Here is a 24,622-nt window from a genome sequence, read left to right on the forward strand (position 1 = left end):
CCTAACATTAATGGCTTCAGTAATGTGAACATATAGCGACTCCCTGACATAGTGTAATTAGGCCGCTAATGCAGTTTTGATTAAGTTGAAGTCATATGGCTGGTTGGGTTTAACATTAATGTGGTTAATGTTAAGTTTTCTAAAAATATTACGAATAGCCCTATTTTCATTATGTTCATTGTCTGTGATGACTAATTTTATTTCTGATGACTTATGGTCAATCACGACATAGTTCATTTTATATTGATGTAAGACTTCTTTTAATTCGTCATTGTTTTTTACTTCGATCACTTCATCTAAATTAACACCATACAGAATGTCATATTTGTCTTTTGCAAGCGCATTTAAGTCATGAAGTTGGTTTAACACCTGCTTGTTACTAAAGTGTGGCGTAGCACTTGCGCCTAATTGTTCAAGAGTTAAGTTTTCAATGTTATATATAGATTCGTTTTTGAAAAACTTAATGCAGGTGAGGGTAAAACTCACAATTAACAGTGGCACAATTAAAAATAAGACGAAATACATAAAGGCATAATTGGTAATCACTGAAGTAGACATGATGTTCTCCTTGTTAATCTTGTCCACTTCAGTATTGTTTTTTTTACCTAGGATAATGTTGATAGAAGTCAACATTTCCGTATCTTGAGAAAGTAAATGTTAATAATATGATGTTGTTGGGGTTTGCGAAAACAACATACATATATTTTGCATTTTATAATCAAGAATTGCTAACAGCAGAATTCTTAATGGCTAGGTATGTAGTAGGAGTGATTTCTATGTGATTGATTTAAATGGTACTTGTTGATAGTGGAATTGTTATTTGCATAATCCGGTGTAAGTGTTGGATTTTGTTAAAAATAAAATTGTGATCTTGGTTGATAATTGCTGTGCAACTAGTTGATTACTTTTTGTATAGATGAAATTGTGTTAATTATAATTATAATTATAAATCAGAAGGAGCTGGCTGTGGTGAATGTTGAAGGCGTTGACCTGTCTCTTCTACACAAATTATTAGCAAAAAATGGAACTTTCTTGACTGGCGATGATCAGATCATGCAAATTCACTCACTTCATCATTTTTAATGTCAATTTTTAACCCGAACAAATGGGCATATGATCACTTTCATCATGCTGAGCTAGGTGATAAACGACGAGCGGCAAGGTTAACCGTCGTCGCTGAACACATGGCGGTTGGCAGCGGTAAATCGGTTGCCAGATCTTGTAATGGTGAAGATGCCAAACTCGAAGGAGCCTATCGATTGATCCGCAATGATAATGTTAGCCCATCTATGATCAGAGCCGCCGGTTTTGCTCGCACCGCCCAAGCGATTGAAAATATAAATGAAATACTTGCTCTCGAAGACACGACAGCCCTGAGTTATAAGCACAGTGTGGCGTCTGAATTAGGGAAATTAGGCAAACCTACCGATAAGTCTCGTGGTTGGTGGGTTCATTCTGTCTTGCTACTGGATAGCCATACTTCTCGGACCTTGGGCTTGATCCACCAAGATTGGTGGTGTCGACCTGATAATCCCAACGAGGCCGATGAAAAAGAGAGCGGTAAATGGGCCGATGCATCCTATTTTACGCGGCAACGCTTGCAGGCTCACATGTCGCGAGTGATCTCAGTGTGTGATAGAGAAGCGGATATCATGCATTATTTATCGGATAAACAATCACATAGTGAACGGTTTGTGGTGCGGGCAAAACATGCAAGAAACCTAGTAGAATACGAGGCTAAGCTGTTTGAGCACATGGATAGTCATCCCGTTACCGGCGGATACACCATCGCCATCCCACAAAAAGGCATAAAGGAAGCCAGTGGGAAAAGCAAGAATCGTCCCTCGCGAACAGCCAAACTCACCCTCAAAGCCAGTGCGGTTAACATCAAACATAATCGTCAGCAGCATGCGATTAATGTGGTGTACGCACAAGAGCTCAATCCTCCCCAAGGTGAAGATGGACTATCTTGGATGCTACTGACCAGTGAGCCGATTGACACGTTGGCGCAGCAACTTCATGTGATTGATATTTATACCACTAGATGGCGCATTGAGGACTTTCATAAGGCGTGGAAAACCGGCGCGGGGGTTGAAAGGTTACGCATGACATCGCCAGACAACCTTGAGCGAGCGGCCTCGATACTTTGCTTTATTGGTGTGCGGCTACTGCAACTTCGGGAAGTGATGAGCCTGCCAATTTATCTGAGAAAAAGAGGGCAAATCGAAGCAGCGCAAAGCATGGAAAATCAAAGCTGCAGCAATGTCTTAGAGAATGATGAATGGCGAGTACTGATGCAGCTCTACAAGCCAAGGGGACATAAAGGCAAAGAAGCCCCAAATATGAAGTGGGCTTATCAATCCTTGGCCAAACTAGGAGGCTTTAATGATAGCAAGCGCACGGGAATGGCCAGCTGGTCCACGATTTGGGAGGGATGGGATGATCTTCAGGCTCAGGTAAAGGGGTATCGCTTAGCCAAAGCCCTATTTGAAGCCGGAGAAACGCTATGAGATCTGATCAAGAGACAGGGCGTTGACCTTTTAAGTCTAAGTATATTCGTACTCTTGTACGAGTCCGAATCCGCAACCGTTGTTTCTCGACAATTAAATATTCCAGCCCCTAAAATTAGTCGTTGCTTAAAGAGTTTGCGCGAATCATTTGATAATGAATTATTTGTGCGTCGTCGATATGGTATGTGCCCCAATGCGGTAGCATCACAAATATATCCAATTGCTAAAGGTATAATCGCCAGTGCAGAGGCTTTTAATCATATTCACGCTGAGGCTAAAGTACTAACTAATCAGTTTGTGATTGCTTTGCCTGATTATTTTGCCTGTTCTTTAACTAAGGATTTACTGGTTAAGCTTAAGCAGTTTAATGATAAATTCAATTTAGTCCTGGAGCAGTGGCATGCTAACTCTTGGCAAGAAGTCATCAACGATAAGTTATCTTTTACCTTATGCTGCCATTCATCCCTTGATGAGTTGCAATCCTTAAGTGATAAATTAGATGTTATTCCGCTCATTCAGTTATCTAATTTATATTTATTAGCATCATCAGAACACCCTATTTTGTCACAAGAGATTAGTCTTGAATCTATTGCTCAATACCCTTATGTCGATACTGAATTTGCTAAATTGGATGAGTACACCCCGTTTCAGCGCTTCTGTAATAGCCAAGGGATTGAGTTACAGACAGAGTTAACTGTGCGTAATACCAGTAGCCTGATAGATTATATGTATTCCCATACCAGCTTAGCGCTAACCTCTTATCGCACCTTGTACGATAAGTTTGCGATGATCCCAGGCTTACATGCTTGCCAAATATCGAAAGTCGAAGCGGCTAGGTTGCATCAAGGTCAGGATACGCCTTGGTTATTTTTATTAAAAAAACGCGGCAATAGCGATCCTAAACTTGAGCAGTTGATTATGACGTTGTCAGAATTGGTGAAAGATCATTTGGAGTGATCTGATCTTGCTTAGCGCAGGCCATGAGTGATTCTCTCACCCAGCGATGCCCTGGGTCTTCCCTGTGTCTTTGATGCCATAACAACACATACGCCATCGGGCTAAATGGCGTGGGCAAAGGTAATTCCACCAAGGGATAGATTTTTACGGCGTGCTTGGCAAAGCTTTCTGGCAAGGTAAACACTAAATCGCTATTGGCGCAGATATTGGACGCCCCATAAAAATCCGGCACTATCACGCTAAGCTTGCGATGCTGACCAGAGCGCGCGAGGTGATAATCTAATGCCCACCAATCGTTACCTTCACAGCGCACTTGTACATGCGACAGACTGAGATAAAAATCCAGATCCCAATGACCTTTGTCATATGCCAATAAGGCCGGATGATCTTTACGCACCAAACACACTTGTTGATGAGTAAATAAGGTTTGGCAGACTAATTCTTTCGGCAAATTATCAAAAAGCTCGCCAGTTTGCGGGGTTAGATCTCGGCCTGTAATGCCAAAATCCACTTGTCCCATGAGCAAGGCTTGCAGTGAATGCTCGGTCCACACATAAGAGCTGAACCTAATATTGGGCGCCTCGTTCAATGCCTTGCCAATAAAGTGCGTTAATAAGGTTTCATAGGCACTTTCAACCATGGCAAAGCTAAATTGGCGATCGCAACTGGCAGCGATAAATTGCGGTGGCTGGGTGAGTTCGGCAATGCCTTGCAACAGCTTGGGTAAGCGCTCTGCAATTTGCTGGGCATGGGCCGTAGGCTTTAAGCCATGGGCGGTGCGCTGAAACAAGGGATCATCAAGCATGTCCCGCAATTTGGCGAGTTGCTTACTGAGCGCCGATTGGCTCAAGTTGAGGCGGCGAGAAGCGCGGGTGACATTTTGCTCTTCTAAGAGCACCTGCAAAATAACCAGTAAATTAAGATCTAGCCTGATCAGTTTATCCAGCTTCATCAGTTATTCCAAAATGGAAATTCATTTAGTAAAGAATATCATTTCATTCATAACTTGGGCAGGGCTTACAATAGTTGCCATATTTTTAGTGTGAATTCAGAGATTGTATGCGACCCAATTTATTACCTTTATTGATGTTTATGGTGCTGTTAAGCCCTATGGCCATAGATATTTATTTACCTTCTATGCCAGTAATGGCGACCGAATTTGGTGTTAGCGCCAGTGACGTGCAATCTACCTTAGTATTGTTTTTATTCGCCATGGGTGTCGGGCAAATTGTGATCGGCCCGCTCGCCGATCGCTTTGGACGTCGCCCTGTGGTGCTTGCTGGTATCAGCATGTATGTATTAAGTAGCTTGATGGCTGTATTAGCTCAGGACTTTAGTTACTTGCAGTTAGCTCGGGTACTGCAAGGATTTGCCGCCTGCGCCTCATCAATAGTGGTATTTAGTGCGGTGCGTGATTGCTTTAGCCCGCAAGAAAGCGCCAAAGTATACAGCTATTTAAATGGCGCAATTTGCGTGATCCCAGCCTTAGCCCCGACCTTAGGCGGCTTGTTAGCCTTGCAGTTTGGCTGGCGCTCAACCTTTATGTTTATGGCGGTTTACGGCTTAATCATGTTAAGTGTGGTTGCGCTGCGTTTTAAAGAAACTCGCCCTGAGCATACCATTAGCACTGGCCCCTTATATCGCTGGAATCGTTATCAGCCAGTGCTCAGCAACAGCCATTTTATGTTTTATGCGCTGACATGTATGTCAGGCATGGGCGCTATCTTGTGTTATGTCTCTTACTCGCCAGTATGGTTGATTCATCACTTAGGTATTTCGGAATTAGGCTTTAGTGGCTTGTTTGGCCTTAATGCCATAGTCAATGTGATTGCCTGTTTTGCGGCGCCGTTAGTGATTAAGCGCTTAGGGAATCGCATGACTGTGATAGTGGCGCAGGGATTAATGCTGTTAGCGGCGTTATTGCTTTTGGTATTGCATCAGCTTATTCCCGCGCAAGGCATGGCGGGCGCTTTGAGCTATATGCTACCTATGATGCTGTTATGTAGCGGTTTTGCCTTATTGCTTGGGCCTGCAACATCAATGGCGCTTGCGCCTTTTGGTGAGCGCGCTGGTACGGCGACCGCTATGCTGGGCTTTATTCAAATGAGTGGCGCATCAATTGTGGCTGGCATTATTCAGCAAACCTCACTGGAGGCGCCAGTAGCGGTTGCCACTGTGATGGGCGGTTTATCGGCGGCATTTATTGGCATTATGTTGATGAATCGCTTTGGTCATTGGCACCGCGAGCCTGAAGCTGAATTAGACGCTGAGCTTGAAACTGCTGCTGAGCGTTAGAGCTTGATTTGTGACTTGATAATTTAAAGCCCAGTTACTGGGCTTTTTTTATGCTTATCTTTTTATGCTTAAATGGTGTGAATTGGCAATTTAGCCGTTGGCTGTTGCTGCCAAAACTTATGCGCATCTAATGCTGACGCACTCTTAACCTCTGCGGCAGTTTGACGTAGACTAGCGCGCTTAATTTTCCCACTGTGAGTGACATGTCTAAACGTCGTTATTGCCTTGATTGCGAGTATCCGCAAAGCGCGTGTCTGTGCGCCAGTATTAACGTGATGCAAAGCCAGGTGCAATTAGTCGTGCTGCAGCACCCTTCAGAAGTGCAGCATGCTAAAAATAGTGTGCGTCTGTTAAAGCAAGTGTTGCCTCAGTGCGAAGTGCATGTGGGTGAGTTGCCTGAAGATTTTGACTGTTTGCGGCAGCGCCTAACGCAAACATCCACTCAAGTATTAGTGGCTTACCCCAGTGAGTCGAGTGTGGCCATTGAAACTGTGGCGATCGAAAATCCTGCCCATACCACTTTGTTGTTGATTGATGGCACTTGGCGTAAGGCTTTGAAGATACTTAAGCTCAACCCTTGGCTACAAGAGTATCAAGCTGTGCATTTAGGGGATGATTACCAAGGGCGTTATCGTATTCGTAAGGCTAAACGTAGCGATAGTCTCTCAAGCTTAGAAGCGGCGGCTTATAGTCTAGCCGCGCTTGAAAACGAGTTAGATATCAGCCCTATGTTAGCGGCCTTTGATGCTATGGTGGCGCGCCAGATTGCCGCAATGCCAGCGGCAGTCCAAGCCAGATACCAAGAGTTCTAACTCCTAATCCCAATGCTAATTGACTCATTAGTCCAAATACTTCTGTGTAAACTCAGTGGCAGGGCAGGGATGATTGAACAGAAATCCTTGGCCAAATCCGTGACCCATAGTTTTAAATTGCTGCCATTGGCTTTCAGTTTCTATGCCTTCGGCCACGAAATTAAGATCGAGCGCTTTAGTCAGAAATACCATAGCTTGATAGAATTTCATCCCAGTTTCTGTGTCGATTTGTTGGGTAAAATCAGCATCAATTTTAATACTATCAATCGGTAAACTGCTTAAGCGGCTAAGAGATGATAGGCCGCTACCAAAGTCATCAATGGCAATCCCCACGCCTTTACGCTTCAGTGCCATTAAAGTTGCTTTGACGGCTTCAGGTCGTCTGATTAGGGCGCTTTCGGTGATTTCAATGCTTAATAAATTGGGCGGCAATTTAGCTCGCGCGAGCGCATTGTCGACATGCTCAATAAAATCTGGGTGCTCTAACTGTAGCGGTGAGACATTAACGCTAATACGCACGCCGCGCTGATACTGTTTACGCCACTGCGCGGCTTGCTGACAGGCTTGCGATAATACCCAATTGCCCACGCTGATAATTAGGCCAGATTCCTCTAATTGCTGAATAAAATCTATCGCCTCAATCACATGGTCTTTATCTATTTGCCAACGTAATAAGGCTTCGGCCGCCATTAATTCGCCGGTGTCATTGGCTATGATGGCTTGATAGTAGAGCATAAATTGATTAAGGCTTAAGGCGTGCCTTAAGGCATTCAAAAAGGTGACTTTTTGCTCCGCCATCAGTTGCAGTTCTTGGCTGTAGAAGACGATATGATCGAGACTCTTTTTGGCGCTATACATAGCGGTATCGGCGCGGCTAATTAATTGCGTTGCTTGCTCGCCATGCTCAGGGAATAAAGTGATGCCTATGCTAGTACCGAGATAAAACTTCTGACCTTCTAATTCAAATGGGGTATCAAACAGACTCAGCACTTGGCGCGCTAACTTAGCCACTTGCTCACGACTATCGCATTGGTTGATGAGTAAGGTAAATTCATCGCCGCCTAAACGGCAGCATAGATTATCCACTGGGCAGCCGGCTTCTAATCGCGCGGCAACAAGTTGCAGTACCATATCGCCCATGGCATGACCAAAACAGTCATTAATATTTTTAAAACCATTGAGATCTAAAAACATTAACGCGCCCATGCCGGACTTGGCTCTGTCAATTTTGGCAAGCGCATCTTGCAGTGACAGCTTAAGCTGCCTGCGATTGGCAAGCCCAGTTAAGCTGTCATGGGTGGCTTGATAAGTAAGGTGATGTTGCAACGCTTTTTTGTCGGTGATATCCGAGAAAATATTGACGCAGTAGCTATCGCCAGCATTGGATTTGAGCCAGCGTTGACTTAGCCATGCCGGGAAGCGGCTACCATCGGCCTTAGTTTTCATGACTTCGCCTTGCCAAGCCATGCCCATTTGCATTAATTGGTTCTGGCCTTCAAGAAACAGCGTTTGCTGCGCTATACCTATCAGTTGTTGTTGGCTATAACCGCTGATCCTAAACATAGCATTATTGGCCGCTATGATGGTGCCAGCGGCATCTGTGATATACACAGCCTCGGCGCTATGGCCAAGCGATGCATCGAGTATTTCTCGCGGAATATCACTAAAAGTCGTGTCTGCTGATTGCTGGCTACGCTCTTGTAAGCGTCGCTCTAATAGTCGAATCGCCAGTAAATGACAGTCTTGATGGTGATAACTAGTGGCTCTTAATTGGCAAGCCATTAATTTTTCATTGTTATTGCCATCAACAAATAGCCACTGGAAGTGGTGATCGCGCTTAGGGCTCCATAATGACAAGCATTCTATGCTCTGTTGACCATTGGATTGTAAGCGCGCAGACAATTGTGAAATATTTATGCCGTTGATTTCATCGGGGCTGACAGCCAGGGCGTCAGCGAAAGTGGCTGAGCACCCTAAAATCTTACCTTTACATAAGAGCGCCAGCGCGGCGTTCTCATTGGCAAGAGGCGTGAGTGCTTTCGATGAAAGTTGAGCGAGTATCTGTTGCCAAGGACTCATGGAATAAGAGTCTCCCTAAATGTTCCTTATTAGCGCGGGTGATTAGTCGAGTATTTCCCTATGTACTAATCTTTGAGTATTAAATCTTCTTATTAAATCCGCCAATGAATGATAAAATCTCAATGAACGTCTACATCCATTACGGTTGTGAATATTTTGTAGAAAGTTTTGATTAAATATAAAGATTATTTCTTTAAAAATTAAAGCTTATTTTAGCCGCTATGACTATTATTTTTTGTTGATTTTTAAGGGTATGTCGCATTCGTCAGATAGAATCTGGTTGTCACAATGTTAAATGGACTTATTCCTCTTACTAGTTAATGGATAACTGTTAATTTTTAAAGCGAGAATGGCGCTCATTGCAAAATTTTACTGAATCATGGAAAACCTGCTTAGAGGTGTTCGCGCTTTTGTTAGCGGCCGCGTTACTCTCTTTTGGTTTTAGTTATTGGCTGATTGAGATGGAAGTTAGTGATGATCTCGATGATTTCATTCTGTCGGTGGAGAATCAGTTAGACACCGCATATCAAGATCTTAGGGTGATGGATGCACTCAGTTTTGAGCAATGCGATGAAAAAGGGCAAGAAGTGCTAAAAGAGCACATGTTTAACTCTATCTATGCAAATCTGTTTTTTGTGCGCTCATTATCAAGCCCACCCTTTGAGTTTTGTAGCGTGATGGGGCAAGTTAGCTTTGATCTCAGTATTAACACTAAGCCTAAACTTTGGGAAATTCCCGCATTGGAAAATACCAAGCTAACTAGCTCATATTTGCCCGGGCAATCTTACCAAGATTTATATATGTGGCATCAAGGTCGGCAGGTTAATATTCGCCGAATTTCTTTATTGAGTCATTATTCATTCTTTGAGCCTGAGCGCCATAGTGACAGGCGGATTTATATTCATCTTGGCGATAATGAGCTTATCTTAGATATAGGTAGTCTTGATGGTGATGGCATTAAATCTATCCAGATTAAAAGCGATAAATATCCCATTGAAGTCACGTCAGTGATTGGTCTTTGGCGAGTATTTAGTTTATCTAAAACCTATTTTTTACCGTTTTTGTTGTTATTGTCGACTTTTATCTTATTGATGTTCCATTCATACCGTCTTCGCAAAGAATTGCATAAGAGTATTCATTTTAGATTGGCAAAAGCTATTGATAATGGGCAGTTGCAGCCCTTCTATCAGCCGATAATGAATGCTAGAACCGGTGAAATCGTTGGTGCAGAAGCCTTGATCCGCTGGATCCTGCCAAGTGGTGAAATATTATCGCCTGCTATCTTTATCAATGAACTAGAACAAAGTGATATGGTTTATCAGGTCACCACCAAAATCTTGAATGATATTCCTCAAGATTTAGCAGTAGTGCTTAACGCTAATCCAGAATTTCGCTGTGGGATCAACTTAATCGCAGCGCAAATTGAAACGGCTAAATTTAGCAATTTATTAGCGCAATTAAGTGAGTTCGGCTATCCCGCTTATCATTTGGCGCTAGAAATCACTGAGCGTTCTCCTATTCAAGACATGACTGTTGCGTCAGCCAATCTTAAACAGTTGCAGGAATTAGGCTGCTTGATTGAGCTTGATGATGCAGGAACTGGTTATGGCGGCGGCCAATATGTGCAGCAACTGCCATTTAATATCATGAAAATTGATAAGCTATTTATTGATACCTTAGTGGAAGAAGAAAACCGTACTCAAGTGTTAGATGCTTATGTAGGAATGGCCAAAAGCTTAAATATGGGAGTGATTGCCGAAGGGGTTGAAACCCTTGCTCAATCTCAGGCACTATTAAGTCGCGGCGTATGTTTGCAACAAGGTTATTTGTTTGCTAAGCCTGTGGCCGCCAAAGACTTTGTGGAGTTTTGGCAACAAAGCCAGCAAGCTAAGCTAACACTAAATACTGAGCACTAAAGCCACTAAGTATTTAATCAAGTCAGCACTTAAGCACTTAAGACAATAAGGACTAGCAATGAAACACCAAGGATGGATGATGGCCGCTATGCTTTTAAGTGTTAATGTGAGTGCTGGCGCGCAAAACGTGCCGCCAACAACAAGTAGCAAGCCTCATAAAGTGCTGTTGGTTCCCGCTAATAAGTCACTGACCTCAAATCATCAGCCCCTAACTTCGGCCAATGACATCAAGCCTAATTGGGAAGCGGAGCAATTACAAAAAGCTAAAACTGCGGCCAGCAATGAGCGCCAATTAACATCCAAGGCTGATGAAGCGCGTCCCACTTGGGAAGCTGAGCAATTAAAAAAAGCCCAAGGCGCCTTACAAAGTGATGAAGAGCGAGCGCTAAAAGAGGCAAAAGCTGCGGCCACTCAATCTAGCACTCTTACCCCTGTGCTTAAGCCTATTCCTTAGCCCATCCAATTTAAGCTAAAAAATGCTATAAAGAGCGCCATTATTTCTTGAGCGAGCCTCATGTGACTCATCCAATGTTATGCCCCTTATGCGGCGGGCAGCACTTAACTCTTTTTTGCCAAGATGCGCGGCGGCGCTATGTTTGCTGTCAGGAGTGTGAACTCGTTTCAGTTCCTGCATCTTTTCATTTATCCCCAAGCGCCGAGAAAGCTGAGTACGACAAGCATGATAACTCGAGTGCTGATGCTGGTTACCGACGCTTTTTAAGCCGCACTTGGGCGCCACTATTAGCGCGGCTACAAGGCACTCATGCGGATATTACTCGCTTACAAGGGCTAGATTTTGGTTGCGGAGAAGGCGCGGTATTAAGCCAGATGGCAAGAGAAAATGGAGTGGCGATAGCCAATTACGATCTCTATTACCATAACCATGGCGCGCTGCTGCATCAGCAGTATGACTTTATTACTTTGACGGAAGTGATTGAACATATTGCCGATGCCGCGCAATTATTAGCGCAACTCAATACCATGTTAAAGGCGGGCGGCGTATTAGCTGTGATGACTAAGCAGGTGACTAGTGCCGATGCCTTTAGTCGCTGGCACTATAAAAACGATCTCACCCATATTAATTTCTACAGTGACGCTAGCTTTGGCTGGCTTGCCAAGCATTATGGCTGGCAACTGGAATTGATTGATAATGATGTGGTGTTTTTAACCAAGGCGCGCTAGCTATTCCTCCACCAATTATTGGTGGCATATAAAGTTATCCCCTTAGCGCTAGATTAAAGCATTCAGCGGCCACTATTTTTGCTAATCAAACCTCGGTCTTTGGCTAAGGTTGCGTTTATGTTGCAATTTTGCTTGCGTCTCTTAAGTATTTGTCTTTAATTGGTGGCTGAATAATGGCTCCACTAGTTGTCAGATGTTGCGGGCTGACTTAACAAGACTTTGGTGAGGTGTGCTGATGAAGCTCCTATGGATTGGATTAGCGTTAATTATGGTGCAAGCATGGACGCCAGCGCGCGCCACGACGAGCGCGGACATTAACAGTTTTACGTTAGCAAACGGCATGAAAATCATGGTGTTGGAAGACAGTTCGATTCCAAACGCTAACATGTATATTTTCTGGAAAGTGGGCTCGCGCAATGAAGCGCCAGGCATTACAGGCATTTCTCACTTCTTTGAACATATGATGTTCAATGGCGCCAAAAAGTATGGTCCAAAAATGTTTGACCGTACTATGGAGGCCGCAGGCGGCGCTAATAATGCTTATACCACTGAAGATATAACGGTTTATACCAACTGGTTTCCTGCATCAGCCTTAGAAACCATATTTGATTTAGAGGCCGACCGCATAGCTCACTTAGATATTTCTGCGGCTATGGTCGAAAGTGAGCGCGGCGTAGTCACCTCTGAGCGCACCACTGGGCTTGAAAATTCTAACTTTAGAGTGCTGCATGAAGAGCTTAAATCTGTGGCCTTTAATGCTCATCCTTATTCTTGGCCTGTTATCGGCCATGAATCAGATATTCAGGCTTGGACCATAGATGATTTACGCCAATATCATAAAACTTACTACGCGCCCAATAATGCTGTGATGGTGATAGCAGGCGATGTAAAGCTTGCTGAAGTCAAAGCCCTTGCCGAAAAATACTTAGCCCCCATACCCGCGCAGGCGCCGCCTCGCGCGATAAAAACCATAGAGCCAGTGCAAACCGGTGAGCGCCGCGTGTTTGTGCACAAGGCTTCTGTGAGTACTCCCAATGTGATGCTGGCGTATCATATTCCAGCGACTCAATCTGAAGATTATTACGCGTTGAATTTATTGGCCGCCATTTTAGGGGAAGGCAATAGCTAGCGTTTGCATCAGGCGTTAGTGGATAAGCAAGTCGCTTTGTCGGCAGAAACCTATATGCCTGAAAGTTTTGATCCTAATTTATTCTATTTTTATGGCGTAGCTGCGCCAGAGGTGACGGCACCTAAGCTAGAGCAAGCCATGTTGGCTGAGGTTGCAAGCGTGGTGAATCAAGGCGTGACGCAGCAAGAGTTAGATAAGGTAAAAAACTTACGGCTAATGGGTTTTTATCGCAACATGGAAACCATCAATGGTAAGGCCAATACCATAGGTACCTATGAGTTGTATTTTGGCAGTTACAACCAGTTATTTGAAGCGCCAGCGGCTTATAACAAGGTCACCCCCGAAGATATACAAAGAGTCGCCGCTAAGTATTTTACCCGCGCGAATCGCACCGTCGGCGTGTTGGCAGCAAATGAGGAGCAAGATCAATGAGCAACATCAGATTTGGCTTAGTGGCGCGCTTGATGGCAGCCTCATTCACTATGGTTATTGGCTTAACGGCCTGTCAATCAGTACCTCAATTATCTAAGGCGGCAACGGCAAGCTCACCTGCCTTTGTGATGCCAAGCTATGAAACCGTGACTCTGGCTAACGGGTTAACCTTAATGTTAATGCCGCAAACCGAAGTGCCCCTGATTACTGTTAATGCCGTGGTGCGCTCTGGAAGTGTTAATGACACCCAAGCAGGCCTTGCGTCTATGACGGCTGCAAGCCTGCTACTGGGTAATAGCCTCAAAAGTAAGGCCGAATCTGAGCTCTTTGTGGATTCCCTTGGCGCGAGTGTCGCCTCTTACTCTAGTGCAGAAGGCAGTGTAGTCACTATGGATTTTATGGCTAACGATGCCATAAAAATATTGCCTTTACTTAAGGCGATATTAATCACTCCAAGCTTTGATAGCGCTGAGTTTACTAAGCTCAAGCAGCAGCAAATCGCCGCCCTGACTCAAGCTAAAGAAAGCCCGCGCGCCGTGATTCATGATTACTTTCGCGCGCAAGTGTTTGGCTCGCATCCTTATGGCAATGCAACTGATGGTGATGAGCAATCATTGCAACCTATGACTACAGAGGCGGTGCAGCAATTTCACCAGCAGTATTATCAGCCCAATAACGCCGCCATCATAGTGGCTGGCGATTTTGACCTCACCACTATGAAGGACTATCTCACAGGCTTGTTTGCTGATTGGCAAGGAGGGAGCACTAATGTGAGCAGCAATGTCAGCGCTAATGCGAATGTAAGCCTTGTCGCAGCACCCGCCGCACTAACTCAGGCGCGAGTTTTAGTGGTGGATAAAGCTGATGCCATTGAAACTACCTTTATGATTGGCGGCTTAGGTATCAGCCGTAATAATCCTGACTACGTATCACTGCAAGTTATTAATACCATTTTGGGCGGGCGTTTTACCTCTTGGCTTAATGATGAGCTGCGGGTCAACAGCGGTCTCACTTATGGTGCGCGCTCAGGTTTTAGCCCTTATCGGGATAGTGGCTTATTTAGTATCAGCACCTTTACTAAAACCGCCAGCACAGAGCAAGCCATAGACTTAGCTTTAGCTACTTATGCCAAGTTGTGGCAGCAAGGGCTAGATCAAGCCACCTTAGATTCTGCTAAGTCTTATGTAAAAGGCCAATTTCCGCCGGAGTATGAAACCAGTGGCCAGCTCGCCAATCTCATGAGCACTATGTACCTTTATGGGGTTGATGATTCTTTTATCAATAACTTTGAGGCGCAGGTAAATAACCTTGATTTAGCAGAGGCCGCGAGTCTAATAAAACGCTATTTCCCGCAGCAACACTTGCAACTGGTATTAATAGGCAAGGCTGATGAAATAGAAGCTATGGCAGCCAAATATGGTAAAGTTAAACGTATCAGCATTGATGATGTTGGCTTTAGTCATTAATTAATCGTCGAAATTTATCGAAAAAACCCACCTTTAGCTGTAATGCCGATCGTTTTAAGTAGTTGAACGATCTTTCAAGGGCTTCATAATCAGCCGCAACCTAAGTTGCAGCTGATTTTTTTATGTCTGAATTTTCTAAAGAGCTACTCGTTACCGCTGAATTTTTCCAAGCGCAAGATATTGATGTATTCGCCAAACATGTTCCCATGGATTGGGTGGCTGAGGCTGTGCAACAAACTGGCAGGGCCTCGCTTCGAACCCGCCGTTTCCCTGCAGAGCAAGCTGTTTGGTTGGTTCTAGGCATTGGTTTGATGCGTAACCGCTCGATTCAGCAAGTCTGTGATACGCTCTCACTGGCATTTCCCGACTCCAAGGGGGAGCTCCCGCCACTGGCGACCAGTAGTATCATCAAAGCCAAAGAAAAGTTGGGTTCAGAGCCCATGCGTTATCTGTTCAAAACAACCGCTGCACAGTGGGAAACACAGTGCGAATTTGATGAGATAGCGGGATTGAAATTGCTCAGTGTTGATGGGACGTATTTTAAGACGCATAACACTGAAGAAAACCATCACTTTGGCTTTGCACAAAGCACGGCTTCTTTTCCCTCTGTGCTGGCGGTCACCTTAATGTCTACTCGTAGCCACTTACTTTCTGATGCGGCTTTCGGGCCTGTTACCCACAGTGAAATTCACTATGCACAGCAATTGGTTGGCTCAGCTCCCGAGAATTCGCTCACGTTGTTTGACCGTGGGTTTATGTCTGCCGAATTGCTCATCAGCTGGCAAGGAAGCGGTGCAAACACCCATTGGTTAACCCCGATAAAGTCTAAGACCCGCTATCAAATTATCGAGTCATTCTCAGAGTATGACCATCTGGTTGAGATGCCGGTATCACCCCAAGCTAAACAGCAAGCGCCTTATCTGGGGGAGAGCTGGCAAGCCCGCCTTATCCTTATTCCGTCACCCAAAGGTGATATCAAAGGGTTTATCACGTCCTGCCTATGCCCCAACAGCTATCCAGTGAACGATTTACTCAAGGTGTATTGGCAGCGATGGGAGATAGAGAGGGGTTATGGTGAGCTAAAGCAATATCAACTGGAAAATAAACCTGTCCTGCGCAGTAAGAAGAAGGATGGGGTGTATCAAGAATTATGGGGGATCTTAACGACCTACAATATTGTTCGGCTAGAGATGGCCGCAATGGCAGTGCAGCATAAAGTTGAGCCACAGAGGATAAGTTTCATTAATGCTCTGTTTTTAATACAGGATGAGTTTGGTTGGAGTGACAGAGGGAGTCCGGGAGCGATCCCACAGCACTTAAAACGACTGAGGGAAAATGGCAAAAGGTTGATTTTACCCCCAAAGAGGAAGCGGCCCAGCTACCCGCGTGTGGTGCTAAAGAAAACAGTGAAATATCCAAGTAAAAATGCCACTCGCTCTTAAGCGAGTGGCATTAACCTTTAGCTGTGGGTTTTTTATTGGCTTATCCCGCGTTTATCTAGATGCTGTTCTACACTTATTGTTATTACAAAAGTGGCAGTTAGTTTTAATCGAGTAACAGGGATGATACTTATGGCTATGAATAAACATCAGGAACACGCTGAACTCGGGATGGATCTTGAGGGCAAAGAGGAATTATGTACCCTAGTGAATTGGTTGCATGTGCATGAAACCGTGAAAATGATCCTCGTTTCTATGGCGCAAATCGAACTCACCCTATCTGATGGCGACCATAATGTGACTGGACTTGGTGAATATTTCACCTTAATGGCAGCTCACTTAAGACAGATGAATGCTTTTTTAGAAAATAGTCCTAGCGCCCCGCAAACTGTAAAAACCCATGGCCAAGTGCTCGAAGCCCAGATAGATCAAGGCATAATGGCATTTCAATTTTACGATCGCCTGTCCCAACGTCTGGTACACGTTATCCATGGCCTTGAGCTGACCGAGCGTGTGTTGCGGGATCCTGAAAAGCGCCTTAGCCGAGCTTGCTGGGAAGACGTTCAAGCCGAAATTAAACTCAACTATACTCTTGATTGTGAAAGAAAAATGTTCGACCTCGTCCTTCAAGGTGCGCCATTGGCAGTCGCGATAGCCGCCTATAAAGATGATCAACATATTCCCAAAGATGATATTGAATTATTTTAGGTGCATGCTGGTATGCGCTTGCCTAAGTAGCAACAGCCTTGCTGTTGCTAAGGAGCAAGCCACTTTTGCTGATGTGTGTGGTGTGATTGCTGGACAATGGGTAGGGCCTGCGGCAAGTACGGCGCGGCGCTACCTTGCTGCTCAAGTTGAAGCCATTTGTAGTCATGATGGCAAGCAATTGATGCTGATGACGACCTTAGAAACGGATGCTGCGACCTCAAGCTGGTGGTTTGTGCAGCTTCCTGATCGTATTCAATTGATGCAACGCGATAACCATGGCAAGTTCCGACAGATTGATGTGAGTCTTTATGATTATGGCGATGGGTTTTCGTTTTTAGGGCTGACAGAAGTCAATGGCAGGGAAGCATTGCTTAAGCTGATTTTTGAGCCCTTAGCTGTGGGCTGGCAATGGCAACAGCAATTACAGTACCTAGATGATGACTCTGAAACCTATCAAGTATTTTTAAGTGTCGATCTTGTGCCTAAGGTTTAGGACTTAGGCACACAGCAGTATTTAACTATAAAGAATTTAGCAGCCTGGATAACCTAATTGTCTCAGCGCTTCGTAGCTAATAATAGCAACCGAGTTTGACAAATTAAGGCTGCGGCTTTCTGGCAGCATAGGAATGCGTAAGCGTAAATCGGCACTAATGCTTTCAATGATGCTCATAGGTAAACCGCGGGTTTCAGGGCCAAAGAGCAACACATCACCGTCGCAATAGCTAAGTTCACTGTGGGGGCGACTGCCTTTAGTGGTGCAGGCTAAAATTCGCTGCCCCTTAACTGTTTCCAGAAAAGCGTCAAAGTTAGGGTGGCGCACCACATTGACCATATCACGATAATCTAAGCCCGCACGGCGTAACTTCTTTTCTTCTAAATCAAACCCTAACGGTTCAATCAGGTGTAACTTGCAGCCATTGTTGGCACACAAGCGCATAATATTGCCCGTATTCGGTGCAATTTCAGGTTCATACAAAGCAATATGGAGCATAGACGGCCGCTTTAGTTAAAGTGAATCATCAAACAGGCCGTCATTATACTCAGTTCGCTCAAGCAGACCAGTATCACAAGGGCAAGCTTATCTTTAGTAGTAAACCGTTGGGTGCTTGTTGATACGCGCCAATATCACCATCATGGGCGGCAATGGCCGCTGCTGCTATTGCCATGCCAAGTCCCCAGCCGCCGCTGTCGCGTTGGCGAGCGCTATCAGGTCGGTAGAAAGGTTTAAATAAATGCGGTAACGACTCAGCATCAACCCCCAGGCCATCATCGAGAATGCTAATGTGCAGGCGGTTATTTTGCACTTCAGCTGAAATCCAAATATTGAGCTTGGCGTAGCGAATGGCGTTACGCAGTAAGTTTTCAATGGCGCGACTAAGCGGCCTTGGATAATGGCTAAACACTAATTCTGCGGGCAGTTGAATATGCAGCACCTTGCCTTGATGTTCGGCTTCAAATTCGGCGTCGCCTAACACTTGATCTAAGGTTTCATTGAGCTCCAACAATTTACGCGACTCAGGCAAATTGGCTTTAACGCGAGAGAGCTCTAATAGCTCAGCTATCAAGCATTCAAGTTGGTCGGCTTCATGGGCAATGCGGGCTAACTCTTTACCTTCTAAGCCTTGTTTGCGTGCGAGCGCGAGCGCTAATTGTAAGCGAGTAAGCGGAGTGCGCAGTTCATGGGAAATGTCGCCAATGAGGCGCTGCTGAGCAAGCACCATAGCCTCAATACTGTCTCCCATTAAGTTAAAGGCTTGCGCGAGTTGGCCGATTTCATCTTTGCGATGAGCGATAGCATCATCGACGCGGGTGGTTAAATTGCCACTCGCTATGGCATCGGCGCTTTGCTTAAGTAAGCGCAGGGGTTTACCTAAATGCCAAGCTAATAAGCCGCACAGTAGGCCAGATAATAAGATGGCGAGTGCGAGAGTCAGTCCTTTATGTTCGGCTAAATATAAAAACCATGGCCGTGGATGATGCTCAGGAAAGCGGCCATAGAGGCTATATACTTGGCCTTTGACGCTAAATTTATAGGGACCAAACATCAAGTCGTTGCGAAACTGATGACTTATGGGGTGGCCGACATCATCAACCATTAATTGAAAATGGCGTAATAGCTTAGTGTTAGCGTGGGAGTTCAGCAGGTTGTCTTGGCTATCAAGCAGATACAGTTTTAAGTGTTTATTGTTAAATCTGGGATGGCGGTTAAGCCAACTATTGAGCGCTCGCATTGGATTACGCTGGCCGAAATCTTGCTGAGATTGCAGCTGCGCCGCGGCTTCAGCCAATAATTGCTGCAACTGGGTAGGAATGGCTTGTCTATCATAGTTTTGCTGCATTAAAGGCAGTAAGGCAACGGCGGCAATAATGACAGAACTGCACAGCCAAAATCCCACTAATAATTTGATAAACAGTCGGTTAGGTGTTTTATTTAGCATTAAGGTATCCAGATGTAGCCCTTGCCACGTAAGGTTTTCACTCGCGGGCGGCCATCTTCCCTTGGCGGGAGTTTTTTGCGTAAGTTAGACAGATGCATATCTAGGCTGCGATCAAAGGGCATGAGTTTTTTGCCCAGTACCACTTCACTTAGCTGCTCTTTACTGACTTGTTGTCCAGCATGGGTAACCAGTTCTGCCAGTAGTGCAAATTCAGTGCTTGTGAGCATGAGTAGTTGCTGATGACAAAAGGCTTCTTGGCGCGCATGATCAAGGCTCAGATCGCCCAGTTGCTGAGTAGTCTCTGCTTGCTTGGCGCTCGGGTTGTGGGCGCGGCGTAAAATGGCGCGAATTCTTGCAATTAGCTCTCTATCGTTAAAAGGCTTGGGTAAGTAATCATCGGCGCCGATTTCAAGCCCCACAACTCTATCAATTTCATCACCTCTGGCGGTCAGCATCAGCACCGGAGTTTGTTTGTCTTGGCGAATGGCCTTAAGGACTTCAAAGCCGTTGAGTTTTGGCAGCATGACATCAAGCAAGATTAAGTCGTAATTATGGCGGCGCGCTTGCGCTAGCCCTTGCTCGCCATCATGGGCTAAATCTAAGCGAAAGCCTTCAAGCTCTAACAATTGGCTTAGTAGTTCACTTAAGCCGATATCATCATCAATTAGTAACAGAGAATTCATGGTAACGATTTTACTCAATGGAATTAGGGGCATCGCAAGGTGCTGGTGCGTTAGCACTCAATGTACGCGAAAGTAAAAATCTTGGACAGACATCTTTACCTAGCTTTACCTAGTCTTAGCACTGGCTGACATTGGGCTGGGTATACTGTTTGGGTCCCGTTAATTTGATGAAGCTAAAAAGGAATCCCTATGAAAATTAAAAGTATTTTATTACTGGTAGCCACGGCATATTTTTCAACAGCGGCCATGGCCAAAGATACAGGTGAAGGCTCAAGCGAGCACCAAAATCGTTATCATCAACAGCATCACCAGAGCCATGGCTGTGACGGCATGAGTGCTAAAGGCATGCATAAGATGTTTAAAGGCTTAGATTTAAGTGATGAGCAGCGCCAGCAATTTAAGCAACTGATGGAAAAGACTCACTCTGATGAAGGTAAAGAGTCACGCCAGCAGGCTCGTGCTGAAAATAGACAAGCTATGCACGCCCTCATCACAGCGCCACAGTTTGATGAAACTGCCGCCAAAGCCTTATTGGAAAAACAGTCTGAAACCCGCCAAGCACGAGCGATTGATAACTTAAGAGTGCGCAATCAAGCTTACAATCTGTTGACGCCAGAGCAGCAGCAACAGTGGCAACAGCGCATAGATACCTGCCAAAAAATCCGATGATTTCAATCGATTCACTGAGTAAGCTTAGGCGAGTTACTCAGTGTGATTTCGATAAGTTTGGGTATACAATAGCCGATAAATTTTGCATCTATCGTGACTATGACTAGTTCTTCTTATGATTTTTGGGTCAAGCTTGCCAGCCGCGCGTCGGTAGCCACTGCCTTGACCTTAATTGCTATTAAATTATTCGCTTGGCAATATTCTGGCTCTGCCAGTATGTTGGCTTCGCTCACTGATTCCTTCGCGGATGCGCTTGCATCTATCGTTAATTTATTAGCCATTCGCTACGCAATTGTGCCTGCTGATAATGACCATAGATATGGCCATGGTAAAGCTGAGCCCTTGGCTTCGTTAGCGCAATCGGCCTTTATCGCAGGTTCTGCATTACTACTGTTTTTACACGGTGGTCAACGCCTGTTTGATCCGCAGCCCGTTGAACATGCCGATGTGGGTATTTGGGTGTCTGTGATTGCTATAGTGATGACACTCGCCTTAGTGCTGCTGCAGAAAAAAGCCTTAAGCATGACATCAAGTTGTGTGGTTGAAGCCGATTCTTTGCATTACAAATCTGACTTATTGCTAAATGCCGCAGTGTTAATTGCCTTAGTGCTGGCAACACAAGGCTGGTTATGGGCCGATGGCTTATTTGCGGTTTTGATTGCCTTTTATATTGGCTATCAAGCCATAGGTCTTGCCTATCGCAGCGCTAATTTATTGTTAGATAAAGAATTAGATCAAGAAACCCGCGATAAAATCGTGGCGTTAGCCATTGAAGATGGGCGAGTACTCGGGGTGCACGACTTGCGCACTCGGCAATCGGGTAAAACCACTTTTATTCAGCTGCATCTTGAGTTAGATGGTAATCAGAGCCTATTTAAGGCGCATTCAGCCGCCGATGCGGCTGAAAAACGCATAATGAAAGCATTTGATTCTGCTGAAGTTATTGTCCATCAAGATCCAGTACAGTTAATGCCTCACCATCAAGTTCCTTAAGCTTACGGGTGAGGGTATTACGCCCCCAACCTAAGCAGCGCGCCGCATCTTGCTTGTGCCCTTGAGTATGCTCAAGGGCGCAGGCCAATAAAATTCGCTCAAACTCTGGGGCAAGTTGATTCAGAATATCAATTTCTTGCGCCGCTAATCTTTGCTGTACTTCTTGCTGTAACAAAGCTTGCCAGTTACTAGTTACAGGCGCGCTCGCCATCGTGCTTACTGGGCGCTGCAATAATTCCGCGGGTAAGTCTTGCACTAAAATCTCTTGACCAGAAGCCATAACCGTGAGCCAGCGGCAGGTATTTTCTAGCTGCCTAACATTACCCGGCCATGGCAGGCTTTTAAGAGTATCAATGGCGCCTTGGCTTAACACTTTGCCTTCAACGCCCATTTCACGCGCCGCGGCCGCTAAAAAATGTGTGGCTAATTGCGGTATGTCTTCCCGTCTTTGGGCAAGGGATGGAATATGTACGCGAATAACATTGAGACGATGAAATAAATCTTCTCTAAATAGCCCTGCTTCTACCCGACTTTCTAAATTTTGATGGGTTGCTGCGATAATGCGCACATCCACAGAAACTGGTAAATGGCCACCAACTCGATAAAATTGACCATCAGCCAATACCCGCAGCAGCCGAGTTTGCACATCCAGTGGCATATCGCCAATTTCATCCAAAAACAAGGTGCCACCATTGGCTTGTTCAAAGCGGCCATGGCGCACGGCACTGGCGCCAGTAAAGGCACCTTTTTCATGGCCAAAGAGTTCTGACTCAATTAAATCTTTAGGTATGGCCGCCATATTAAGAGCAATAAATGGCTGATTTTTACGGGGGCTGTGTTTATGCAGGGCGCCCGCGACTAGCTCTTTACCTGTGCCCGACTGACCATTAATCAGCACGCTAATGGATGAACGCGAGAGGCGGCCGATGGCGCGAAACACTTCTTGCATGGCAGGCGCTTCACCGATGATTTCTTGATGGGCGATAATAGGCGCTTCAAGGGGTTGCGTCTTAGTATCACTTGCGTGTGACAGTGCGCGCTCCACTAAGCTAATGGCTTCATCAATGTCAAAAGGCTTAGGTAAGTATTCAAAGGCGCCGGTTTGATAGGCATTCACTGCACTATCAAGATCTGAGTGCGCTGTCATAATAATCACAGGAATACGCGGGTAATGCTGCTGCAAGCGGCTGAGCAAAGTTAAGCCATCGGTTCCTGGCATGCGAATATCTGAGATGATGACCTGCGGCTTAGCATCTGTCAGTGCCTGCCATAAGGATTCGGCGGCGCTAAAGCTCGCATTGCTAATGCCTGCGCCTTTTAATGCCCGCTCTAAGACCCAGCGAATCGAAGTATCATCATCTAAAATCCAGACTTGTTCATTCATCGTGGGTCTCGCTTACGCTTAAAGTTGAGTCGAAATGGCTCGGCGCCAATTGTGGGCCTTGACTGCGAAGTGGCAATAATAAGGTAAATTCAGTGTGTCCGGGTTCCGACTGGCAATCGATGCGCCCGCCATGAAGACGCACTATGTTATGAGCAATAGAAAGCCCAAGGCCATTGCCATCGGCCTTGCCGCTCACCATAGGATAAAACAAGGTATCCATTAAGGCGTCAGGGATCCCGGGGCCATTATCTATCACTTTAATTTCCATCACTAATTTGTGGCGTTGACTGCCAAGAGTCACTTGATGCTGAGTGCGAGTGCGCAAAGTAATAGTGCCAAATTGCTTGCCCATGGCTTGAATCGAGTTTTGAATGAGATTGAGCAAGGCTTGTTGTAACTGCTCGGCATCCATCACGCTATCTGGAATAGAGGGGTCATAATCGCGCAGTAATGTAATATTGCTTGGCAAAGTGACAGTGATCAGTTGCAGTACTTTTTGAGTTACCCAATGAATATTATTGTAAGCGTGCAAGCTTGGCTTTTGCGGACCAAGTAACCTGTCCACCAGATTTCTTAGGCGGTCGGCTTGCTCAATAATCATTTGGGTGAATTCTTGCAACTGTGGGTCACTGAGCTCGCGCTCTAATAACTGCGCCGCGCCGCGTAAACCGCCTAAGGGATTTTTAATTTCGTGGGCAAGGTTGCGCACCAAAAACTGCGCCGCTTGCTGCTGAGCTTCTTGATTCAGCTGCTGATCAATGCGCCGCTGTTGATCTACTTGTTTAAGCTCTAATATCGCAAGTGTGTCATCTGGCAGCGGGCTTAAGGTTAAGTCAACGCTAAAGGGATGGCCTTCTTGGGTGATGATAGTGATAGCACTGAAATACAAGCCCACCCCATTTTCTACCGCCGCAGCTAAGCGCTCACTTAAGGCCTCTGGTAATTGGCAATGATCCATCAGGCTAAGCTCGCTGAGCTTGTGGCGATTAATGCTAAATAATTGCTCTGCGGCCGAATTGGCATAATGAATATGGCAGCGACTATCTATGACTATCACAGCCGTCATCATATGATTGAGTAGCTTATCATCATCCCAGCGGCGCATATCTTTGGCGGTCATAGACGGTTTCCTTGGCGATAAGCAGGGGTTAACGCTTATGATGCACCAACTTGGTGCAATGGACAAGTGCGAAGCCTTGCCGTGTCAGCCCTTATGGCTAGCGCTTTATGCCCTGAGTCAGTGCCTCACAACTTAATTATTTCCCTTGTGCCTCTGGCGCATGCAAGTTTACTGCCGCTTTTAGGTAGCAATAAAAATTTGGCTAAAAGTTAGGTTAATTAACATGAGGTTAGCCGAGGTTGCAGCTAACTTGATTGGACAATCAGTTAACTGAGTACAAATTGTGTTTCGCTCGGGGGATGTAATGACTAGCCACATTTATGCCCGCGGCTAATTATGCTGCTAGCCACTAGGCTAAGGGGTAAATTGCAGCGGGCGATTTAGCTTGCCCAATTGATGACTCCATTGAT

21 protein-coding genes and 1 pseudogene are annotated in these 24,622 nt (G+C 45.4%); 14 read left to right on the forward strand and 8 right to left on the reverse strand.

The genetic code is table 11. The features are described from left to right. Positions 1 to 57: 57 nt before the first annotated feature. Positions 58 to 558: a DUF2726 domain-containing protein gene (locus FJQ87_RS02925; RefSeq protein ID WP_140930424.1), complete on the reverse strand. Its 501-nt coding sequence runs from the start codon at positions 556 to 558 to the stop codon at positions 58 to 60. A gap of 524 nt (positions 559 to 1,082) precedes the next feature. Here FJQ87_RS02925 and FJQ87_RS02930 point away from each other — a divergent pair. Together FJQ87_RS02930 and FJQ87_RS02935 are read left to right on the forward strand one after the other, a co-directional pair. Further along, entirely contained in the window at positions 1,083 to 2,510 is a 1,428-nt protein-coding gene (locus FJQ87_RS02930) for an IS4 family transposase (RefSeq protein WP_140930426.1), read from the forward strand. 42 nt (positions 2,511 to 2,552) lie between these two features. Continuing rightward, positions 2,553 to 3,467: a LysR family transcriptional regulator gene (locus tag FJQ87_RS02935; protein WP_276613165.1), complete on the forward strand. Its 915-nt coding sequence runs from the start codon at positions 2,553 to 2,555 to the stop codon at positions 3,465 to 3,467. Here FJQ87_RS02935 and FJQ87_RS02940 read toward each other — a convergent pair. After that, positions 3,427 to 4,419 (reverse strand): LysR family transcriptional regulator, encoded by a 993-nt coding sequence (locus tag FJQ87_RS02940; RefSeq protein ID WP_140930430.1) that lies wholly within the window; start codon positions 4,417 to 4,419, stop codon positions 3,427 to 3,429. The two genes, FJQ87_RS02935 and FJQ87_RS02940, sit on opposite strands and share 41 nt — an antisense overlap. A gap of 107 nt (positions 4,420 to 4,526) precedes the next feature. Between FJQ87_RS02940 and FJQ87_RS02945 the strand changes: the two genes are divergently transcribed. Then, positions 4,527 to 5,762 (forward strand): multidrug effflux MFS transporter, encoded by a 1,236-nt coding sequence (locus tag FJQ87_RS02945; RefSeq protein WP_140930432.1) that lies wholly within the window; start codon positions 4,527 to 4,529, stop codon positions 5,760 to 5,762. A 203-nt stretch (positions 5,763 to 5,965) separates the two neighbouring features. Next, complete coding sequence (locus FJQ87_RS02950; RefSeq protein WP_140930434.1) at positions 5,966 to 6,574, forward strand: tRNA-uridine aminocarboxypropyltransferase; 609 nt, start codon at positions 5,966 to 5,968, stop codon at positions 6,572 to 6,574. 27 nt (positions 6,575 to 6,601) lie between these two features. Here the strand turns inward: FJQ87_RS02950 and FJQ87_RS02955 are convergent, their stop codons facing one another. Beyond that, positions 6,602 to 8,653, reverse strand: a complete 2,052-nt coding sequence (locus FJQ87_RS02955; protein WP_140930436.1) for an EAL domain-containing protein — start codon at positions 8,651 to 8,653, stop codon at positions 6,602 to 6,604. Positions 8,654 to 9,012: 359 nt separating this feature from the next. Here FJQ87_RS02955 and FJQ87_RS02960 point away from each other — a divergent pair, with 359 nt between their 5' ends. From FJQ87_RS02960 to FJQ87_RS02995, 8 genes and pseudogenes are all read left to right on the forward strand, one after another. Continuing rightward, the gene (locus tag FJQ87_RS02960; RefSeq protein WP_140930438.1) at positions 9,013 to 10,569 is read left to right on the forward strand and encodes an EAL domain-containing protein; all 1,557 of its coding nucleotides are present in this window, start codon (positions 9,013 to 9,015) and stop codon (positions 10,567 to 10,569) included. Positions 10,570 to 10,627: 58 nt separating this feature from the next. After that, positions 10,628 to 11,023, forward strand: a complete 396-nt coding sequence (locus FJQ87_RS02965; RefSeq protein ID WP_140930440.1) for a hypothetical protein — start codon at positions 10,628 to 10,630, stop codon at positions 11,021 to 11,023. A 74-nt stretch (positions 11,024 to 11,097) separates the two neighbouring features. Then, positions 11,098 to 11,751 (forward strand): class I SAM-dependent methyltransferase, encoded by a 654-nt coding sequence (locus FJQ87_RS02970; RefSeq protein WP_140933963.1) that lies wholly within the window; start codon positions 11,098 to 11,100, stop codon positions 11,749 to 11,751. Positions 11,752 to 11,986: 235 nt separating this feature from the next. Beyond that, a pseudogene (locus FJQ87_RS02975) lies at positions 11,987 to 13,312 on the forward strand (pitrilysin family protein). Next, positions 13,309 to 14,778, forward strand: coding sequence for a pitrilysin family protein (locus FJQ87_RS02980; protein WP_140930442.1), 1,470 nt, complete (start codon positions 13,309 to 13,311; stop codon positions 14,776 to 14,778). Before FJQ87_RS02975 ends, FJQ87_RS02980 begins: the two are co-directional and overlap by 4 nt. Before the next feature lie 122 nt (positions 14,779 to 14,900). Continuing rightward, a complete protein-coding gene (locus FJQ87_RS02985; RefSeq protein WP_140930444.1) occupies positions 14,901 to 16,220 on the forward strand; it encodes an IS4 family transposase in 1,320 nt (439 codons plus the stop codon). A 129-nt stretch (positions 16,221 to 16,349) separates the two neighbouring features. Further along, on the forward strand, positions 16,350 to 16,925 hold the full coding sequence (locus FJQ87_RS02990) for a hypothetical protein (RefSeq protein ID WP_240778810.1): 576 nt from the start codon (positions 16,350 to 16,352) through the stop codon (positions 16,923 to 16,925). After that, complete coding sequence (locus tag FJQ87_RS02995) at positions 16,912 to 17,418, forward strand: hypothetical protein (RefSeq protein WP_168195129.1); 507 nt, start codon at positions 16,912 to 16,914, stop codon at positions 17,416 to 17,418. The genes FJQ87_RS02990 and FJQ87_RS02995 overlap by 14 nt, the downstream gene beginning before the upstream one ends. Before the next feature lie 36 nt (positions 17,419 to 17,454). Here the strand turns inward: FJQ87_RS02995 and trmL are convergent, their stop codons facing one another. The 3 genes from trmL to FJQ87_RS03010 all read right to left on the reverse strand — a co-directional run bounded on the left by trmL (position 17,455) and on the right by FJQ87_RS03010 (position 20,046). After that, positions 17,455 to 17,916: a tRNA (uridine(34)/cytosine(34)/5-carboxymethylaminomethyluridine(34)-2'-O)-methyltransferase TrmL gene (gene trmL, locus FJQ87_RS03000; protein ID WP_140930448.1), complete on the reverse strand. Its 462-nt coding sequence runs from the start codon at positions 17,914 to 17,916 to the stop codon at positions 17,455 to 17,457. 73 nt (positions 17,917 to 17,989) lie between these two features. Then, positions 17,990 to 19,363 carry an ATP-binding protein gene (locus FJQ87_RS03005; protein WP_140930450.1) on the reverse strand — a complete coding sequence of 458 codons (1,374 nt, stop codon included), beginning with the start codon at positions 19,361 to 19,363 and terminating at the stop codon, positions 17,990 to 17,992. Continuing rightward, complete coding sequence (locus FJQ87_RS03010; protein ID WP_140930452.1) at positions 19,363 to 20,046, reverse strand: response regulator; 684 nt, start codon at positions 20,044 to 20,046, stop codon at positions 19,363 to 19,365. Before FJQ87_RS03010 ends, FJQ87_RS03005 begins: the two co-directional genes overlap by 1 nt. Positions 20,047 to 20,235: 189 nt before the next feature. Here FJQ87_RS03010 and FJQ87_RS03015 point away from each other — a divergent pair, with 189 nt between their 5' ends. Both FJQ87_RS03015 and FJQ87_RS03020 read left to right on the forward strand, forming a co-directional pair. After that, entirely contained in the window at positions 20,236 to 20,715 is a 480-nt protein-coding gene (locus tag FJQ87_RS03015; protein WP_140930454.1) for a Spy/CpxP family protein refolding chaperone, read from the forward strand. Positions 20,716 to 20,814: 99 nt separating this feature from the next. Continuing rightward, positions 20,815 to 21,708 (forward strand): cation diffusion facilitator family transporter, encoded by an 894-nt coding sequence (locus FJQ87_RS03020; RefSeq protein ID WP_140930456.1) that lies wholly within the window; start codon positions 20,815 to 20,817, stop codon positions 21,706 to 21,708. Here the strand turns inward: FJQ87_RS03020 and glnG are convergent. Further along, positions 21,656 to 23,092, reverse strand: coding sequence for a nitrogen regulation protein NR(I) (glnG, locus tag FJQ87_RS03025; RefSeq protein ID WP_140930458.1), 1,437 nt, complete (start codon positions 23,090 to 23,092; stop codon positions 21,656 to 21,658). The genes FJQ87_RS03020 and glnG overlap by 53 nt on opposite strands. After that, positions 23,085 to 24,212: a nitrogen regulation protein NR(II) gene (gene glnL, locus FJQ87_RS03030; RefSeq protein WP_240778812.1), complete on the reverse strand. Its 1,128-nt coding sequence runs from the start codon at positions 24,210 to 24,212 to the stop codon at positions 23,085 to 23,087. The genes glnG and glnL overlap by 8 nt, the downstream gene beginning before the upstream one ends. Positions 24,213 to 24,622: the final 410 nt, after the last annotated feature.

This window comes from Shewanella sp. SNU WT4, from assembly GCF_006494715.1.
Classification (GTDB): domain Bacteria; phylum Pseudomonadota; class Gammaproteobacteria; order Enterobacterales; family Shewanellaceae; genus Shewanella.